This window comes from Methanocella sp. MCL-LM, from assembly GCF_049676595.1.
Taxonomy (GTDB): domain Archaea; phylum Halobacteriota; class Methanocellia; order Methanocellales; family Methanocellaceae; genus Methanocella_A.
In genome coordinates this window covers 2,328,271-2,343,765 of sequence record NZ_CP187259.1, presented here as the reverse complement: position 1 = coordinate 2,343,765, position 15,495 = coordinate 2,328,271, and the positions used below count along the sequence as shown (strand labels likewise).

The window sequence follows — 15,495 nt, the reverse complement described above, 5'->3', positions numbered from 1 at the left end:
GTGCCGGGCATGTTACCCTTTTTAGCCCATCAGCCGCTTCTGGCATCTCGATCATCGGTCTCCACTGGATACCTATTGCATATATTAGACTTATATAATATGTAATTAATATTCTTTATCATGATCCTCCGAAGACTGAAGGCCAGCGGGCTGGCCCACAATACCTATTATTTGAGTTCACAAGGCGAAGCCGTCATCATCGATCCCCGGCGGGTGACGGGGGACGTAGAGGAAATTCTGGCGCTGGCCAGGGACGACTGCTCCGAGATTAAGTACATTCTTGAGACTCACCGTAACGAGGACTTTGTCCACGGGTCGAAAGAGATTGCCACCCGGACTGACGCTGCTATCCGTCACGGGAGTAAGCTGCCGTTCAAGTATGGCGACCCTATGGGGGAGGGGGACGAGGTCTCTTTCGGCCGGATGAAGCTGCGGGCGCTGGAGACCCCGGGGCACACGCCGGAAACCCTTTCGTATGCGCTTTACGATGGCCTGAACCCTGACGTTGCGTTAGCGGTATTTACCGGGGATGTCCTGTTTGTCGGAAGCACGGGCCGGGTTGATCTTGCCCCCGGGAGTAAAGCGGAGAACGCCCGGCTGCTCTATGAATCGATCCACGATAAGCTTCTGCCATTAGGCGACCAAACCATGCTGTGCCCCGCGCACGGCGCGGGCTCGGTGTGCGGAGCAGGCATGGGTGACCGGGACTGGAGCACGCTGGGCTATGAAAAGCTGACCAATCCTCACCTGCAGCTGAGTAAAGCTGAATTCGTCGAGGCCAAGGTGAATGAAAAGTTCATACAGCCGCCTTACTTCCGGACGATGGAAGACTATAACCTGAACGGCCCGCCATCCCTGGCCGGACGCAAATCGCTCCACCGGCTGGAGCTTAAAGAGTTCAAAAATGCAATGGATAAGGATGGTACTGTGCTCGTAGATACCCGGCTTCCGCAGGCCTTCGGAGGTGGGCACATCCCGGGCTCATACAGTATCTGGCTCGATGGCATGGCACTCTTCCCGGGGTGGCTGTTCAAGCCTCATACCGAGATAGTACTGCTGCCGTACAGAAATGAAGATGCATATACTGCTGACCGGTACCTGTGCAGGATAGGCTACGACAATGTTACCGGCTTTTTATGCGGCGGGTTCGAGAAATGGCAAAATGCAGGCTTACCTATTGAGTATACCGGGGAAGTCTCTGCAGATAAGCTAAAGGCGATGATAGATAGCGGGGAGGTCTTGCTTCTGGATGTCCGGGAGCCCAGGGAGTGGCAGGAAGGTACGGTGCCGGGCGCTAAAATGCTGTACGTGGGAGATCTGGAGCAGAAGCTGGACGAAGTGCCGAGAGACAAGCCTGTCGCATCCATGTGCTCGGTGGGCCACCGAGGAAGTACCGGCGCCAGCATCCTCAAGCGGGCGGGCTTCAAGGATGTCTATAATGTGCTGGGGGGCTTTACCGCCTGGAAGCAGAAAAAGTATCCCGTCGCAAAGACTGAGGTGAAGTCCCCCTAAAGCCTTCTATGTATCAGGCGTTCCCCGGTATCCAGGATAAACGCTAAGACTATCATGGAAACTCCGAAGACAATCGCGGTTGGCAGCGGATCGGCCTTTATGACCCTGTCAATCGTGACGTCGCCGTAATCCGGCGCCTCCAGGTGCCTGTCGAGCACAGGCTTAGAGTACGCGTATGCCAGAGACCCCAGCATACCGCCGATGACAGCCAGCAGCGCGTCTTTTTTACCTTCTACCAGGCCTACCAGGCCGGTTCCCGGGCAATAGCCGTTCAACGCGAACCCGGCGCCGAAGATGATGCCACCGATTGTCATGGCCAGCACTTTCAAAGGCTTCACCGTGAAATGTTTGATGCCTTTGGCGCTCAGCGCGTACATGCCCATGGCTGCCACACCTATCCCGGTTAGCATCATCTTGAGCAGGTCCAGCTCTCTCAGGTTTAGCATGCCTGCCAGCTTGTTATAGTCTGATGCACCGGACCTTTGCAGGACAAAACCGAAGAAGAATCCGATTATCGCTGCCATGACCCCGTCGCCCGATTCTGCCATGGCTATCGACCCCCTTTCAGCATCGCTACTATCGCTCCCGCCAGGAAAGTCGCTTTTGTGAACAGCAGGCTGCTCACCGACATCTGGGCTAGGCCGCTCAGGATGTTACCGCTGGTGCATCCTTTGCCAATCCGGGCTCCGAACAGCATGAGGAATCCTCCGATGAGCTGCACGAGCGCAGCGGCGGGAGATCGGATGGGCTTGCTTCTGCTGCGGCCGAAGAGAAGGGCAGATACCAGGCCCCCTATCATCATGAACACCACCATGATCAGCTGATAGTCTACCTTCGAGTGTTTCCTCAGGTACACGTTTTCCTCTACAGCGGGACAATGGGCAGCTTTCATGCCGAGCACGTCTGCAGTCAGGTAGGACGTGGACACTCCCAGTGGTTTCCTGACTGCGTACGACAGGATGTTCAGGATGCCGATGAACGCGCCGGCTACGAACCAGTGCAAAAACCGCACTACATATCCCCATGGTAGCATCTGCCAGCGCTTTGATATAGCTGTACAATGGTGAGTGAACATTTTTACCCTGCAGTTCCATTTTTCAGCAGCGCATGCAATGGTATCTGGCAAAAGGCCTTACTGCGCTGCATCTGTTATCATGATCGAAGCCCTATGCCCTCTTTACTGCGCTTTGCGTCTGTAACTTTGAATATTCGGCTCATCGAAACCGTCCATGGGATTGAAATGCCGATTAAGACCGTGAAAGACGTCGATGTCACTTCAAAAAGAGTGCTCTTGAGAGTAGACTTTAACGTGCCTATGGAAAAAAGCGGAGGAGGCATCAGGGATGACACGCGCATCCGGGTTTGCCTGCCGACTATCAGGTACCTGCTCGAGCACCGTGCCAAAATCATCTGCTGCTCTCATCTGGGCCGGCCTAAGGGTAAGATCGATGAAACGTTGAGGATGGCACCTGTTGCCAAACGATTATCTGAGCTACTTGGCCAGCCTGTCAAGTCCCTGAAAGAGTGCGTCGGCCAAGAGGTTGAAAAGACTGTATCCGCCATGAACGACGGCGATATCGTGCTCCTTGAAAATCTGCGGTTCTACCCGGGAGAGGAGAAGAACGATTCTGAGTTTGCCCGAGGCCTGGCTAAGCTGGCACACGTGTTCGTCAACGACGCGTTCGGCGCGAGCCACAGAGCCCATGCTTCAGTCGTAGGAGTTACTAATTATCTCCCATCAGTAGCCGGATTCCTGATGGAAAAGGAAGTAACTTCTCTCGGCGGGCTTCTGGAAAAGCCGGAAAAGCCTTTCGCGGCGGTGATCGGAGGGGCGAAAGTGAGCGATAAGCTGGATGTGCTCGACAACATCGTGCCGAGCGTGGATGTGCTGATCATCGGCGGAGGCATGTCGGCTACATTTTTGAAGAGCCAGGGCAACCGTGTCGGAAAGTCGGTGGTGGAAGATGACAAGATCCAGTACGTCAGGGACCTGTCAGAGCAGGCGAAGTCCCACGATGTCCGGCTGCTCCTGCCGGCAGATGTGGTCGTCTCTCCCACTCTGGACGGGACATCCGAGACCCGGACCGTGTCGGTGAAGGACATCCCGGATGGCTGGTTAATCGCCGATATCGGCCCGCAGACGATCGCTGACTACACCGGGGCGATCAAAGGCTGTAAAACAGTCTTCTGGAACGGGCCTATGGGAGTCTTCGAAGTATCTCAGTTTGCCATGGGTACCAGAGAAGTCGCCAGTGCGATCTCGAAGCTCGACGCTGTCAAGGTGGTCGGCGGCGGCTCTACCGTGGAAGCCGTGACTAAGCTGGGCGTGGCCGATCAGATGACCCACGTCTCTACGGGCGGAGGTGCTACCCTTGAATTCATTTCCGGCAAGCAGCTGCCGGGTGTAAAAGCGCTGGCAGAGAATAAGCTGGAGGCGCCGGCGATAAGCTGAAAATACTACGTCGGCAGGCCGTATCCGGCTTTGCCGGCCATATTTAAAAAAGTTTACAGGTCTGTCAGGTCGGGCGGCAGCGGAAGGTCCAGCTCCGGCATCGTCTCGTTGTCTGACAGCGTATCATTTACGGGTGCAGGGCTTACGGTACCTGCTGGAGTTGCGGTCAGCTGAACTCCGGTACTCTGATCCGTGCCAGTACAGCCGGACATCAGGACTATGCCGGCGATCCCGAGCAGAATGACAAGCTTCTTGATCATGTAATTCTCCGGTATCCATCATGGGGGTGACACGGATTTACGTGTCACCGTCTCCAGATTTTCCGTTGTTCTTGTTGCCGTTGTTCTGTCCCTGGGACTTGTCCGGCTTGCCTGCCTCTTCGGATGCCTGTACCTGCGCCTTAATGCCCGCCTTGTTCAGGTAAGCCTGAGTATCTTCGCTCTTGGCATTCTTGGCCTTGGCTACTGCGCTCACGTGGGCTCCGACATTATACTCGTCCCGGAGTTCCTTCGCGTTGTTTTTGAGCTGCTTTACCTGCTCTTTGGTGACGCCCCAGTCCTTAAACTGCTGTGTATCGCTCTTGATAACTTTGCTGGCGTTCAACATATCCGGGTGCAGCGTCTCTTTGATGTACGCGTTGAAGCCTGCGGAATCGTTAGCAACGACGTACGTATTTAAGGTAGCCAGATCGTCGCTCAGCTTTGTAATCAGCGAGGTCAGCTCGCTGGCCTGTGCCGCGTATGCCTCAGGTATGACCGGTATGAGGGCGTTCATGACGCCGATCATCAGGCTGACTTTCGACTCGACCAGCGCGTACCTGACTTCCAGGGACGGGACTCCCTGGGCAGATACGGTTGCCATTTCCTGGTTCTGGGTGGCAAGGGCTACTTCTCCCGTAACCGATCCTGCCTGGTTGCCTTTGCCCTGGCTTTTCGCCGAGGGCTCTGCATAAGCTGGTGACATGATCGCAGCCAGCATGATGGCGACGATTGTCAGGCTGATTATGACCTTTTTTGTTGTGCTGCCTGTTTTCATATGATCACCTGGTTAGATTTTTCGATTTGTCGGGTGAGGATGTAGGGGGCATGCCAGGGGTGGTTAGATTATGGCATTCCTGTTCTACATTCAGCTGCCCTACGATTGAGTGAACGAGAGGAGAATATAAAAGTATACTTGCCACAAGCTTGACCCGGAATTTGATTTAAAGCTTTAATTGTCATGCGATTTTACTTAGTCGCTTTAAAATACGTCAGATCTCTTTATCCTTTGTGAATATTTTTCTGTAAGTAAAATCGGGAATTTATTAAGGGGATTTGTCATTTACTCGTGCCAGAGTTATCACCCGCGATACTATTGATCGTACTAGAATAGTTACTGATAGTCCGCGTCTATCCTGGCAATCTTTGTCATATCCGGAAGTACGACGATGGGTGTCAGCCTGATAACATCCTATTACTGCTATCTGTTTTTTCCATTTACACCAGCTTTTTATACCAGTACACCTATCCTATAACGCGATGAGCGGTAACTCCTCGGCGCTGTCAAGCATTTCATATATAACTGGCATCGAGCAGCAAATTATGCTGGCCACCGGGCTGGGCAAGTTTGCTTCAGATATACTGCTGGCAGTAATATTGCTACTCGCGTCGGTCGTGCTGGCTAAAGCAGTCAAGTACTTCATTACAGTCGTCGCTCCTCATCTCGTTTCCCGGACTCAGACCTCGCTGGATGACGAACTTCTCAACGCCGTCAACGGTCCCCTGCAAATTTTCATCGTAGTGATGGGCTTGTACATTGCTATCCTCACTATAGAATCCCTGTCCGGCTCCTTTAACTTCTGGATCAACAGGCTGTTGCTCGTAGCCGTCATCTTCATAGCCGCTTACCTGCTGGCCAACATCGTCAATGCACTGCTCAACTGGTACAGAAACGACATCGCCCCTAAAACTGAATCGGATCTGGACGACTCGTTCATCCCGTTCCTGCAAAAAGTGGCATGGGCAGTCATCGTCGTCCTCTCGCTGCTCGTATCGCTGGAACAGCTTCAGATCATCGAGATCACCCCGCTCATTACCGGGCTGGGCATAGTCGGCATAGCAGTCGCCCTCGCGGCCAAAGAGCTGCTCTCCAACTTTTTCGGCTCCGTAGCCATCCTTTCAGACCGGCCCTATAAAGTGGGCGACCGGGTGAGCATCCAGGGCACCGACTCCGGCGATGTCGTTGAAATCGGCCTTCGCAGCACCCGGTTAAAGACCCTCGATAACCGGTACATCATCGTGCCTAACACTAAAATTGCCAGCTCGCGAATCCTGAACTACTCCATGCCTAACACTGAAGTCATTTTCGACATCAAAGTAGACGTTTCCTATAATTCCGACGTCAACAAGGCAGCCCGTATCATGAGAGAGATCGCCCTTGCCACAGATGGCGTTCTCGCCGAACCCGGCCCGACAGTACACGTGACAGCGCTGGGCGATTACTCAGTAAAGCTCCTGATGCTGGTTCCAGTCAAAAGCTATACGCTAAGCTGGGTAATACCAGACAAAATTTACCGTCAGATACTCAAACAGTTCGAAGCTGAGGGCATCGAGATTCCGTACCCAATACAGAACGTCCTCATCAAAGGCGCCCGGCAGCCCGACACCGGTATGCAACAGCAGCCGATCAGTCCCTTTCAGATGATACGCTAATATTAAATATCGTGATTGGTACTTCACGGCATACTGGCTATGATGCCTTCAAAATCAGATTCGATGGCCTCTTTAAGTTTTCTATTGTATATAATTGCGGCCGGGTGGTAGGTGATCATCACCATTCTGTCGTTATGCTTGAAGGGTTTGCCGTGCTCCTGGGCCATGGCTACTTTGCGGCCGAGGAACGATTCGGCGGCTGTCTTGCCGAGCAGGACGACGAAAGCGGGAGAGATTACTTCGAGCTGCTTTTTCAGGTAGACACTGCATGCCTCGATCTCGTCCTTCTTCGGGACCCGGTTCTCCGGCGGCCTGCATTTGACCACGTTGGCGATGTATACGTCTTCCCGGCGGATGCCGGCGCCTTCCAGGACTGTGTTCAGAACCCGGCCGGCCGCGCCTACGAAGGGCTTACCCTGTTTATCTTCGTTTCTGCCCGGCGCTTCGCCGATCAGCATGATTTTAGCGTCGAGCGGCCCCGAGCCGATAACGACGTTAGTCCTGGAGAGGGACAGGTCGCATCTCGGGCATCTGAGCACGTCGTCGATCTTGCATAAGATCTCGGTCATCCGGTCCATGTCTTCCCCCATGTCTGTTACTCTCCCGGGTTTAAATCCTGTACCTAAAACCTCACGAAGGTGAGGATTAAAATGGTCAGCGAGAGCGCGGCTACGATCACAGCAGCGGCAAAGGCCCCTGCCATGGCTACCATGGCGTTAGCCGTACTGGCAAGCTTGGCGATCTTGTGAGAGCCGAACACGCGAATGTTCTCGGCTATCTCGATTTCCATGCCCACGCTGACTGGCTCGAGGTCTGTTATCGCCCTGTCGACCAGCTCGGCGATCTTAGCGATCAGCACGTCGCAGTCGAGGTTCTGGCCTACGTAGTTCACGCCCGACAGAGTATTGACTACGTGGGTATCAGTTGTCATGACCTCTGCCTCGTCCACAGGCAGCCTTTCCACGATCTTTTCCCGCAATCCCGTGATCATGTTGTTGCCGTCTATGACGATGTAAGCGGTCCGCTGGCCCTGAGTTTCGACGACAGCCACACAGATACCCAGGTCTCCCATACCCTCCAGCCTCGTGCAGATCGGGGGCGAGCTCGCCACTCCGACCAGGAGCTTATCCGCCTCTAAGGACAGCAGATGCTTTGAAGTGTTGGCCGCTGCCCGGATGATGTTGTACGAATCCCGGGAACCTGGCTCGATCGGTGTCGCCAGGGGCTCCATACAGTTGTGGGCATCAATGATGGTGGCATATCTGGAGCCGGCTACCCTGGCTTCGGCCATCGCGGTGAAGCCGACGGAGAACTCGATGTCGTCCGTTGTCGTAGGGGCGCGAGTCGATACGAGGAAGACCGAGTCCCCGAACCGCTGGCCCAGGACTTTGCTGTCGCCGACGTTCTTCCTGATCGACTTTGTGGCAGTTTCACCGTACCTGATGCGGGCCAGCGCCTTTTTGGCGGCCTCGATCACCTTAATCGACTCGTCGGCCGTTACCGGGTTGAAGTCGTGGGAGGCAGTCCCGTGGGGCACGAGCACTGTATTTCCCGGAAAGGCGGCTGCGATAACCGCCGGCAGGTTACCTCCGCCGATTTCACCCATCGGGCCCGGATGAACATACGGTGTGATGATGATGGCCTTGACAGACTCGTCAGGCCGCTTGAATGCTACCACGCTGACAGGCGCATCTATGGATTCCCCGATCTTCTCGAAAAAGTCTTCCATGTCCTGGGAACCTTCAGTGATGTGGGCAATGAAGTCCTGGACGAAGTCGAAGCTGCTTACTCCAAAGGACTTGACCATCGGGTAGTCTACGTACTTGACGAAAACTACTGCAGCGAATACGAAAATGGTACTTGATACGATCAGATCGAAGGCAACCTCGAAATTCCTGGCATAGTAGACCAGTAAGAGTCCGCCAAGCAGAGTCTGGATGGAGGCGGGTATCAGGACCTTCGGCAGGCTGTTGACGGAGATCCCCAGCAGGATCAGCATCCGCAGCGCGAAGATCAGCGACAGGCTGAGCGCTAAGCCTGTGTAATTATAGGGTGTGTTGGTGATGTACGAGTACAGGCCCATGATCAGGCTGGCTATGCAGACTATGACCAGGGAAAAGAGGGCTATCAACATAGACCTGTTATAGGTCATGTTCCTGCCGAAAATCTGGGATACCGGTTTGGTCACGATCGCTGCCAGAACTGCCGGTACTCCGAGGAGCATGATACCCTGGAAAACGTCCGACTTCCAGGATCCGGGGAATGAAACCGCTCCGACGACTACGGCCAGGATGACTATAACTGCGAGGGATAGTTTCCAGTCGGGGGCTTCGAAGATATAGTCAGCATAGCTTGCCAGCTGCTCTTCCATGCCCTTTCGGCGCTTTTTCTTTCGCCTGAGCCGCATGACCCTCTGGGCGATGGCAGACCGTGAAAAGTATCCGTTGGCCGTACTAGAATCGCTCCTGCTTAAACTACTCTACTCTACTCTACTCTGCTTCGGTGATGTCGACGACCTTCAGCGGCACGTCTTTGAGCGCTTTGCCGATACCTTTGCGGGCGATACGCTCTGCATGCTCCTTGGTTTCGGCGTTGAACACCTTCATCTCCAGGAGTAGTCCGATTATGCCCGTACCGGCCACTACAAACACGCTGTCGAAGGGTTCTCCGCAGAAGGGGCAGAAAGTGCCTCCTACCTCTACTTCGACATAGTCCATCTTTGCAGCGTTCAGCCTCTTACCGGCCTCTGAAATGGCCACGCTCATCGCATCGTCTACCGATTTGGCTTCCTTGACAATCCAGGCCGCCTCAAGTACTACTTTATAATTTGGCATTATTAACTACCTCGTATTTTCTTCCTACCAGTCTCGCATGAAAAAGACGGGCGCCTATTCTCGATTATCCGTTAGATATGAGATGTACGCTTTCCGATGATTTAATACATCGCATTCCGATCTTGACCGGGGATATAGAAATAAGGTCGAGGTATTTAATTATTCCGGGACCTACGCAGCGAACAGCTCTCTGTTGGTCACCGCAAATACTCCGAGGCGAACGCCTGCATCCAGCCACGCGTGCCCGTAGCTGAAGCAGACGAGGGCGTTGACCGGGTCGTTCTCTTTAATGAAATTGCTGCCGTCGTCATAGTAACATTGGGCCATGTTGAGATAGTCATCAGCCACCCTGTTCAGGTGAGTGCCTTCAGGCGTCGTCTTCTTCACATCGTCGAGAGCTGCCCGGAGCAGCTTCTGGTATCTCGCCACTTTTTCCGCCAGATCTGCAGCCATGCTAACGCCTTCCGAACATCCTGTGGAACAGGCTTTCTGTAATGCCTTTTTTCGGCTGTTCCGCCGCCACCGGGACTGGCTTCGCTTCTACCGGCTCCTCTATAGGCACATCGACTTCGTCCTCGGAAACTTCTGCCGACAGCCCTCCGTGCCTGCTTCGCCTGACCCGGACCTGCACCATGACCGGCATAGGGATGTCGGGGTTGACCAGCAGTGCAACGCCGGGTGGAAGCCTCTTGATCTCTTCTTCCAGCTCAGAGCTGATTCCTTCCAGGCTCTTGGTGATTGCCTTCAGGTCGTTAGGGTTGGTGACTCTCATGATCACCTGGGTGCTGCACTGGGAGAGCACGTTTTTGTCTACTTTGGCAGGGCGCTGGGAGACGATGAGCAGACCCATGCCGAACTTTCGGCCTTCGGAAGCGATGGTCCTGAGCACGTCGCTGCTGGTCGTTTTCAGGAATCCTCTCTCCGGGCAGAAGTTGTGGGCTTCTTCGACGACGACGATGCCTGCCGGTACAGTGCCTGCCTTTCTCGCTTCGAACAGCATCGAGAGCAGCCTGGCTACTATTACCTGCTGAACGTCGGGGTTGACGCCTTTCATGTCGATGATGGCCGCCCTGCCTTTCGTGAAAAGCTCCTCCAGAGGCGTGGGTTTGTCAGCCAGGAACTCTGCCGCCACCAGCGGCTCCAGCTTGTTGATGACCGACCACTTCATGTTGCTCTTCATCGATCCGACTTCGCGCAGGATATCGGCCAGCGTGTAATTCATGCGGTCGTTTTTGATCTCTCCGACCGCCTCGTAGATCAGGCCGATCTCCGAGCCGTTCAGGTCGCCGCCCATATAATCGATGATCTCGCCGGGCTTCAGGTTCCTGCCGTTGAGGCGGAGGGTTTTATCCGCGTAATCGTTGATCTTCAGGTTCGCCGGGGTGTAGATCGTTACATTATCGTAGCCCCTGGCCTCGACTCCGAACCTCTGGCACAGGTCGGCTATATCGCAGTCGTCGTTCGCCTGCTTGAGCGAGGCGTACTCCCCGTGGGGATCGATGATGAGCAGCGGAATTTCTTTCTCGAGCATCTCTTCCATGATCACTGCGGCGGTATACGATTTTCCGCTGCCGGTCATGGCCAGGATACTGCAGTGCTTCTGGACTAGCTTGTTCCGGTCGACCATCACCTGGAGGTTCGTACCATCCAGAAAGCCTATGTAAGCGCCGCCCTGGGTGAGCCCCAGAGTACCGATGATCAGTTCGCTGTCCGCCGGGTACACCCGGTCCCCCGGGCAGAAGGGCGTTTTGGGCGTCCTGAGTAATCCCTGTGCGTCTCTGGCACCGATGACGATGGCTTTCGCTACTATCCTGTCTGCGTTCTTCTGCACGCTGTGGCCGGTCCCTTCGCTAATCGCCTCTGCCAGCCCGAAGCCATCGGATGATCGTGTCATGGACAGGACCTGGCCAAGCACCCAGCCATCGGTTGCGTGCCAGACCTTTACGTAGTCCGTGCGGCGCACACCTGCCGGATCGCTGACTGCGAACTTGAACTCATGGGACCCGGTTTCTCCAAATATTACCCCTACCGAGCCTATCATTAACAGTAATAGAGTTCCCACGTTATATAATCCTTTTAGTTTCAGGGCACTTGTACTGGGGCTGCCAGTATGGCTGGCAGATACCACCCGAGAGGTGAAAAACCAGTCTCTCTACGCATAGTTTAAGATATATTTATATAATTAATAATATTATATTTATTTGTGAGGTAATACTTCGCTCCAGCCATCAGCGGATCGAGGTGGGTATGTTATGAAACTGATACATTTACTAGCAAGCGCTTTCCTATTGGTGACGCTCGTCGCCGGAACGGCGTCCGCCGGAACGGCGTCCGCCGGAACGGCGGCGTTCTCTTTCCCGAACCTGTTCAGCATGCCGATGGTCAATAGCCTGCGACCCCAGACCACTCTGGTGTCGCCCCAGGATGCAGCCCAGGCATCCGACGGCCCGTTTACGCTCTCGGTGTCGGGCAACGTGTACCTGGACAAAATACCGGTGAGCGGTGCCGAGGTAAGCATATACTTAAACGAGAAGTACATGGGCAAAACAACTGCCGGTGACCTTTACATGTTTAAAGTGCCCGGCGTCCAGGTCGGGGATACCATCCGGGTAGACGCCAGTTACCAGGGCTTCACGGGCAGCGTTTCCGAGGTTGTCAAGTTCAAGAGCATGTATATGGATGTCTACGTCAAGACTAAACGGTCCTTCATCAGGACAGCCCTGGAAATGCTGCCGACTTCCGATGACCTGCAATCGTCCCAGCAACAGTCTACACCGACGTCCACCGGGGACGTCGGCAGTTCCGGCACGACCAGCGGTCAGGCATGGCAAGACATGTCTAGTCTGATGGGGAGCATCCTCGGGAAGTCCGGCTCGTAAGCCTTAAGAAGCCGGGCTTCAGCCTAGCTTTAGCCCGGCCAGGTCCTGTAGCGCCTCTTCCTCAAGGAAGTGCAGGTCCGCAGGCATCACCATGATATGCAGGGGTCCCCCGAAATCACAGGCTTTAAGATCCTCTATCTTTCCGGCCATCACACAAGGCGAGGGGGAACCTGCCCTGGCTATGCCGACGCAGAGGGCGCCAGCTACTATGCCTTCTTTCCGGCGTTCCTCAGCTTTCAGCAGCAGCTCTATGCCCCGGTTCACGGTCATGTAGCCCTTTTCCCTGTCTATGTCCAGGAAAAGCAGCGTGTGCAGGCCGTTTTTCTTGTTCATGGTAATGGTGTCGTAGGGGGTGTCGGATATGATGTCCTTATACGGGAAAGCGATCGTAGCCGATTTTCCGAACCTGTAGTTCTGCAAGCCCGTGAGGCCGCAGACCGCCGACTGGATCGAGGCGCCGTGAATCAGCCTGGTCTCGATGCCCATCTTTCTGGCCCTGAGCCTGAGATCGACGTGCGTAGTGGCGACCATGGCATCACCGCCTGTGAGAAATACAACTTTCTTATCCACGGCATCGGCGAGAACAGTATCCTTGGGGTGCTGCTCTACATCCTCTCTTAACAGGACTTTCACAGGTTTGCCATAGATCTCCTGCATGTCCTCCAGCGTAGCGCCCATCAGGCGGGAGGTGTAAAACTCGGCGTAGACGACGTCGGCTTCCCGGATCGCCTCAAGTCCTTTCAGTGAAATGTCTTTCTGGTCGTACAGGCCAAGCCCGATAAAAGTAAGCATAAGGTGGCACCGATCATCTGATGCACCCGGGACTATATATCATTTTTCCGGGGGATGTTCCCCGGGCCTGTTAAGGATGAGGACATTTCCTCTGCCTTTCTTGATCTTCTTGATAAGGCCTCTGTTTTCCAGGTCCGAGACAATCAGGCTCACTTTAGCCTCGGAATACGGCAAAAGCTTCCTCAGGTCCAGCTGAGTTATGCGGCCGCCATTTTTCTCCAGGATCACAATGACGTCCCGGCAGTCGGGAGGGAGCAACGGATCGTAGATATGTCCACCCTGCAATTGCTGGTGGGTCTCCAGCACGTGGGTTTCCTCTGGCAGATCTACCTCCTCGGCGGCCTCTTCCCGGGGAGGTATTTTTTCCTGTTTCATGGCAGCCTGCGGCGCACCCGGGGCCACGATGGCCTCCTGAGTCGGATTCTTCCTTGCCCTTGATGAGTACAGGTAAGCGCCTCCGACAAGAGCCGCCACAACAATAATGGCTGCGATTATTCCCGGGTACAGGAGGCTATCTGTCGGGCCGGGCTGCGGTGAAGCCGACGGCTGGACAACCTGGCCGGAAGAGGTCGAGTTCATATCCGACTCGTTCAGCGCCTCCAGATACTCCAGGCCTGTCGGCGGAAACAGGATAAGATCGATCGTATAGTCGCCGCTATCTGTTACCGTGATGTTTTCTGTCACTAACAGCTCGCTGATAGTGCCGGGTGTACCTGCTTTTGCATAGATCAGGTAGTTACCTGCGGGAAGGTCAAAGCTGTAGTTGCCGGTTTTTACTACCGTACGCTCGATAAAAGTCTGACCAGGCATCGAATAAACTTCTACGACCGCGTTATTCATCGTGTCAAACGTAGCCCAGTCATATACCTCCCCATGAACCGTGGAACTGGCGATTGCGACAGCCGGCAGGGCAAGCAAACCAAGGGTGGCACAGATGGTAAGCAGGTAAAAAATCCTGGCTGAAGCTGCGCCTATACCAACCCTCGACATACATTTGACATATAAGCGTAAACGCATAAATACTTTTTTTCAATGTGAATAAGCCCCGGATAAAGTTTTATGAAGCCAGATGGGTCAAATTATGCCACTTTTACATGAGGTGCCAACTGAAGTAGAATGATTATATATACGTTGGATAATAAGGTATATGACTGGAAAAAATTTGCCGGGATATGGTTCGCATGATGACCCGTAAGATGCTGACGCTTGCGATAATGTTGACTATTTTACTGGCTGGCATGGCTGCCCCTGTCTTCGCCGATAAAGGCGGCAATAACAAGAACGACTCAAATGCCAGCGACAAGGCCGACGATAAGAAATCTGACGATGGCCCGGCAGCATCAGAGAAGCCTGCTTCAAATGAAAATAAGGGCTCAGGTAATTCCTCTGATAAAAAGTCTGACGCCGATACTCAGTCTAATAATAGTTCGACGGCAGCCACTCCTACGATCACTCCGGTTCCTCCGATCAGCACCGCCGGAAACAGCGGCAAGATCAAAATTGGCAACCTTCACAAGCCTGTAAAATCCGGCCCCGGTGAAAACACTACAGTAACAGCTCCGGCAATAGTTAGTGCCGTGCCTGCGGGCGACGGGAAGCAGCAGGCAGAAAAAGCCCGGGCTGATAAAGCTGCGGCCGACGGGAAGATCAAAGTAGCCCTCACTCAGCTTGACATCTACGTAAAGATGGTGAACCACAGCAGGCTCTCAGATGGCGACAAAGCGCTCCTGATCGGGGACGCGAACGAAAACATGGCCTGGTACAGGCAGATGGGCCGGGACCTCCAGGCAACATCTGATGGTGGCACTGTTCAGGGTATGGCTACAGACATCGACAGGCAAACCGAACTACTCCGGGCGGACCTGAAGAGAGACGCAGGCTTGCTTACCTGCGACGACATCGACAGGAAAATCGCTACTGCCCGCGATGTGTCTGCACTTGCCGGACAAAAAATCGCAACGGCCGACACTGATGCAAACGAGTCTTTAAAACTGAACCAGCTCCTCGCTGATTATGATGCTCATGTAGATACTGCAGCGCAGCACTCCGGTGCTGCAAAAGCGAGCTTTGACCGCATCACCTCCGCAGCCGATGCTGATCAGCACTTCGACGCAGGATTCGGTGAGCTGCAACAGGCTGAAAAGCAGCTGACTCTGGCCTATGCAGACCTTAAGGAAATCTACCGTATATTGCTTGACAGCCAGTAGCTAAGCAACCTATTTTACAGTATACGACTCTAAACCAATACTTTCGTATTTATTCGCTATAATTACAGATTGGTAAATTATAATTAGTAATTTATATCAGTCAAATTTATAACAATCAAAAATAACTAT

The 15,495-nt window shown here is 54.0% G+C and carries 16 protein-coding genes; 5 read left to right on the top strand and 11 right to left on the bottom strand.

The features are described 5' to 3' along the window. Window positions 1–120: 120 nt before the first annotated feature. Window positions 121–1,512 (top strand): rhodanese-like domain-containing protein, encoded by a 1,392-nt coding sequence (locus tag ACPLPM_RS12105; RefSeq protein ID WP_424357030.1) that lies wholly within the window; start codon window positions 121–123, stop codon window positions 1,510–1,512. On the opposite strand, the gene ACPLPM_RS12100 is transcribed toward ACPLPM_RS12105, so the two are convergent. Continuing rightward, window positions 1,509–2,060 carry a DUF6691 family protein gene (locus tag ACPLPM_RS12100; protein ID WP_424357029.1) on the bottom strand — a complete coding sequence of 184 codons (552 nt, stop codon included), beginning with the start codon at window positions 2,058–2,060 and terminating at the stop codon, window positions 1,509–1,511. The genes ACPLPM_RS12105 and ACPLPM_RS12100 overlap by 4 nt on opposite strands. Before the next feature lie 2 nt (window positions 2,061–2,062). Further along, window positions 2,063–2,524: a YeeE/YedE thiosulfate transporter family protein gene (locus ACPLPM_RS12095; RefSeq protein ID WP_424357028.1), complete on the bottom strand. Its 462-nt coding sequence runs from the start codon at window positions 2,522–2,524 to the stop codon at window positions 2,063–2,065. Window positions 2,525–2,752: 228 nt separating this feature from the next. Here ACPLPM_RS12095 and ACPLPM_RS12090 point away from each other — a divergent pair, with 228 nt between their 5' ends. Beyond that, window positions 2,753–3,964: a phosphoglycerate kinase gene (locus tag ACPLPM_RS12090; protein WP_424357027.1), complete on the top strand. Its 1,212-nt coding sequence runs from the start codon at window positions 2,753–2,755 to the stop codon at window positions 3,962–3,964. A gap of 53 nt (window positions 3,965–4,017) precedes the next feature. On the opposite strand, the gene ACPLPM_RS12085 is transcribed toward ACPLPM_RS12090, so the two are convergent. Together ACPLPM_RS12085 and ACPLPM_RS12080 are read right to left on the bottom strand one after the other, a co-directional pair. Next, window positions 4,018–4,224, bottom strand: coding sequence for a hypothetical protein (locus tag ACPLPM_RS12085; protein WP_424357026.1), 207 nt, complete (start codon window positions 4,222–4,224; stop codon window positions 4,018–4,020). Between the two features lie 37 nt (window positions 4,225–4,261). Continuing rightward, on the bottom strand, window positions 4,262–4,999 hold the full coding sequence (locus ACPLPM_RS12080; protein WP_424357025.1) for a hypothetical protein: 738 nt from the start codon (window positions 4,997–4,999) through the stop codon (window positions 4,262–4,264). Window positions 5,000–5,481: 482 nt separating this feature from the next. Between ACPLPM_RS12080 and ACPLPM_RS12075 the strand changes: the two genes are divergently transcribed. Continuing rightward, complete coding sequence (locus tag ACPLPM_RS12075) at window positions 5,482–6,654, top strand: mechanosensitive ion channel family protein (RefSeq protein WP_424357024.1); 1,173 nt, start codon at window positions 5,482–5,484, stop codon at window positions 6,652–6,654. Window positions 6,655–6,677: 23 nt separating this feature from the next. On the opposite strand, the gene ACPLPM_RS12070 is transcribed toward ACPLPM_RS12075, so the two are convergent. The 5 genes from ACPLPM_RS12070 to ACPLPM_RS12050 form a co-directional block, all read right to left on the bottom strand. Beyond that, a complete protein-coding gene (locus ACPLPM_RS12070; RefSeq protein ID WP_424357023.1) occupies window positions 6,678–7,244 on the bottom strand; it encodes a uracil-DNA glycosylase in 567 nt (188 codons plus the stop codon). A gap of 32 nt (window positions 7,245–7,276) precedes the next feature. Next, on the bottom strand, window positions 7,277–9,061 hold the full coding sequence (locus ACPLPM_RS12065) for a DUF2070 family protein (RefSeq protein WP_424357022.1): 1,785 nt from the start codon (window positions 9,059–9,061) through the stop codon (window positions 7,277–7,279). Between the two features lie 82 nt (window positions 9,062–9,143). Continuing rightward, window positions 9,144–9,488: a DUF555 domain-containing protein gene (locus ACPLPM_RS12060; protein ID WP_424357021.1), complete on the bottom strand. Its 345-nt coding sequence runs from the start codon at window positions 9,486–9,488 to the stop codon at window positions 9,144–9,146. 171 nt (window positions 9,489–9,659) lie between these two features. Next, window positions 9,660–9,941 carry a DUF357 domain-containing protein gene (locus ACPLPM_RS12055; RefSeq protein ID WP_424357020.1) on the bottom strand — a complete coding sequence of 94 codons (282 nt, stop codon included), beginning with the start codon at window positions 9,939–9,941 and terminating at the stop codon, window positions 9,660–9,662. 1 nt (window position 9,942) lies between these two features. Further along, on the bottom strand, window positions 9,943–11,529 hold the full coding sequence (locus tag ACPLPM_RS12050; protein ID WP_424357019.1) for a helicase HerA domain-containing protein: 1,587 nt from the start codon (window positions 11,527–11,529) through the stop codon (window positions 9,943–9,945). 211 nt (window positions 11,530–11,740) lie between these two features. On the opposite strand from ACPLPM_RS12050, the gene ACPLPM_RS12045 reads away from it, so the two are divergent. Next, a complete protein-coding gene (locus tag ACPLPM_RS12045) occupies window positions 11,741–12,367 on the top strand; it encodes a hypothetical protein (RefSeq protein ID WP_424357018.1) in 627 nt (208 codons plus the stop codon). Window positions 12,368–12,385: 18 nt separating this feature from the next. Here the strand turns inward: ACPLPM_RS12045 and dph5 are convergent, their stop codons facing one another. Continuing rightward, window positions 12,386–13,159, bottom strand: coding sequence for a diphthine synthase (gene dph5, locus ACPLPM_RS12040; RefSeq protein ID WP_424357017.1), 774 nt, complete (start codon window positions 13,157–13,159; stop codon window positions 12,386–12,388). A gap of 39 nt (window positions 13,160–13,198) precedes the next feature. Beyond that, on the bottom strand, window positions 13,199–14,149 hold the full coding sequence (locus ACPLPM_RS12035; RefSeq protein WP_424357016.1) for a DUF7343 domain-containing protein: 951 nt from the start codon (window positions 14,147–14,149) through the stop codon (window positions 13,199–13,201). A 191-nt stretch (window positions 14,150–14,340) separates the two neighbouring features. On the opposite strand from ACPLPM_RS12035, the gene ACPLPM_RS12030 reads away from it, so the two are divergent. Continuing rightward, a complete protein-coding gene (locus tag ACPLPM_RS12030; protein WP_424357015.1) occupies window positions 14,341–15,366 on the top strand; it encodes a hypothetical protein in 1,026 nt (341 codons plus the stop codon). Window positions 15,367–15,495 lie beyond the last annotated feature (129 nt).

Bases quoted from the DNA above. Each gene is read 5' to 3' on its own strand.
- ACPLPM_RS12085 (WP_424357026.1), bottom strand. From the start codon at position 4,224: ATGATCAAGAAGCTTGTCATTCTGCTCGGGATCGCCGGCATAGTCCTG.
- ACPLPM_RS12080 (WP_424357025.1), bottom strand. From the start codon at position 4,999: ATGAAAACAGGCAGCACAACAAAAAAGGTCATAATCAGCCTGACAATC.
- ACPLPM_RS12050 (WP_424357019.1), bottom strand. From the start codon at position 11,529: ATGATAGGCTCGGTAGGGGTAATATTTGGAGAAACCGGGTCCCATGAG.
- dph5 (WP_424357017.1), bottom strand. From the start codon at position 13,159: ATGCTTACTTTTATCGGGCTTGGCCTGTACGACCAGAAAGACATTTCA.
- ACPLPM_RS12075 (WP_424357024.1), top strand. From the start codon at position 5,482: ATGAGCGGTAACTCCTCGGCGCTGTCAAGCATTTCATATATAACTGGC.
- ACPLPM_RS12035 (WP_424357016.1), bottom strand. From the start codon at position 14,149: ATGTCGAGGGTTGGTATAGGCGCAGCTTCAGCCAGGATTTTTTACCTG.
- ACPLPM_RS12060 (WP_424357021.1), bottom strand. From the start codon at position 9,488: ATGCCAAATTATAAAGTAGTACTTGAGGCGGCCTGGATTGTCAAGGAA.
- ACPLPM_RS12070 (WP_424357023.1), bottom strand. From the start codon at position 7,244: ATGGGGGAAGACATGGACCGGATGACCGAGATCTTATGCAAGATCGAC.
- ACPLPM_RS12065 (WP_424357022.1), bottom strand. From the start codon at position 9,061: ATGCGGCTCAGGCGAAAGAAAAAGCGCCGAAAGGGCATGGAAGAGCAG.
- ACPLPM_RS12030 (WP_424357015.1), top strand. From the start codon at position 14,341: ATGATGACCCGTAAGATGCTGACGCTTGCGATAATGTTGACTATTTTA.
- ACPLPM_RS12055 (WP_424357020.1), bottom strand. From the start codon at position 9,941: ATGGCTGCAGATCTGGCGGAAAAAGTGGCGAGATACCAGAAGCTGCTC.
- ACPLPM_RS12090 (WP_424357027.1), top strand. From the start codon at position 2,753: ATGCCGATTAAGACCGTGAAAGACGTCGATGTCACTTCAAAAAGAGTG.
- ACPLPM_RS12045 (WP_424357018.1), top strand. From the start codon at position 11,741: ATGAAACTGATACATTTACTAGCAAGCGCTTTCCTATTGGTGACGCTC.
- ACPLPM_RS12105 (WP_424357030.1), top strand. From the start codon at position 121: ATGATCCTCCGAAGACTGAAGGCCAGCGGGCTGGCCCACAATACCTAT.
- ACPLPM_RS12100 (WP_424357029.1), bottom strand. From the start codon at position 2,060: ATGGCAGAATCGGGCGACGGGGTCATGGCAGCGATAATCGGATTCTTC.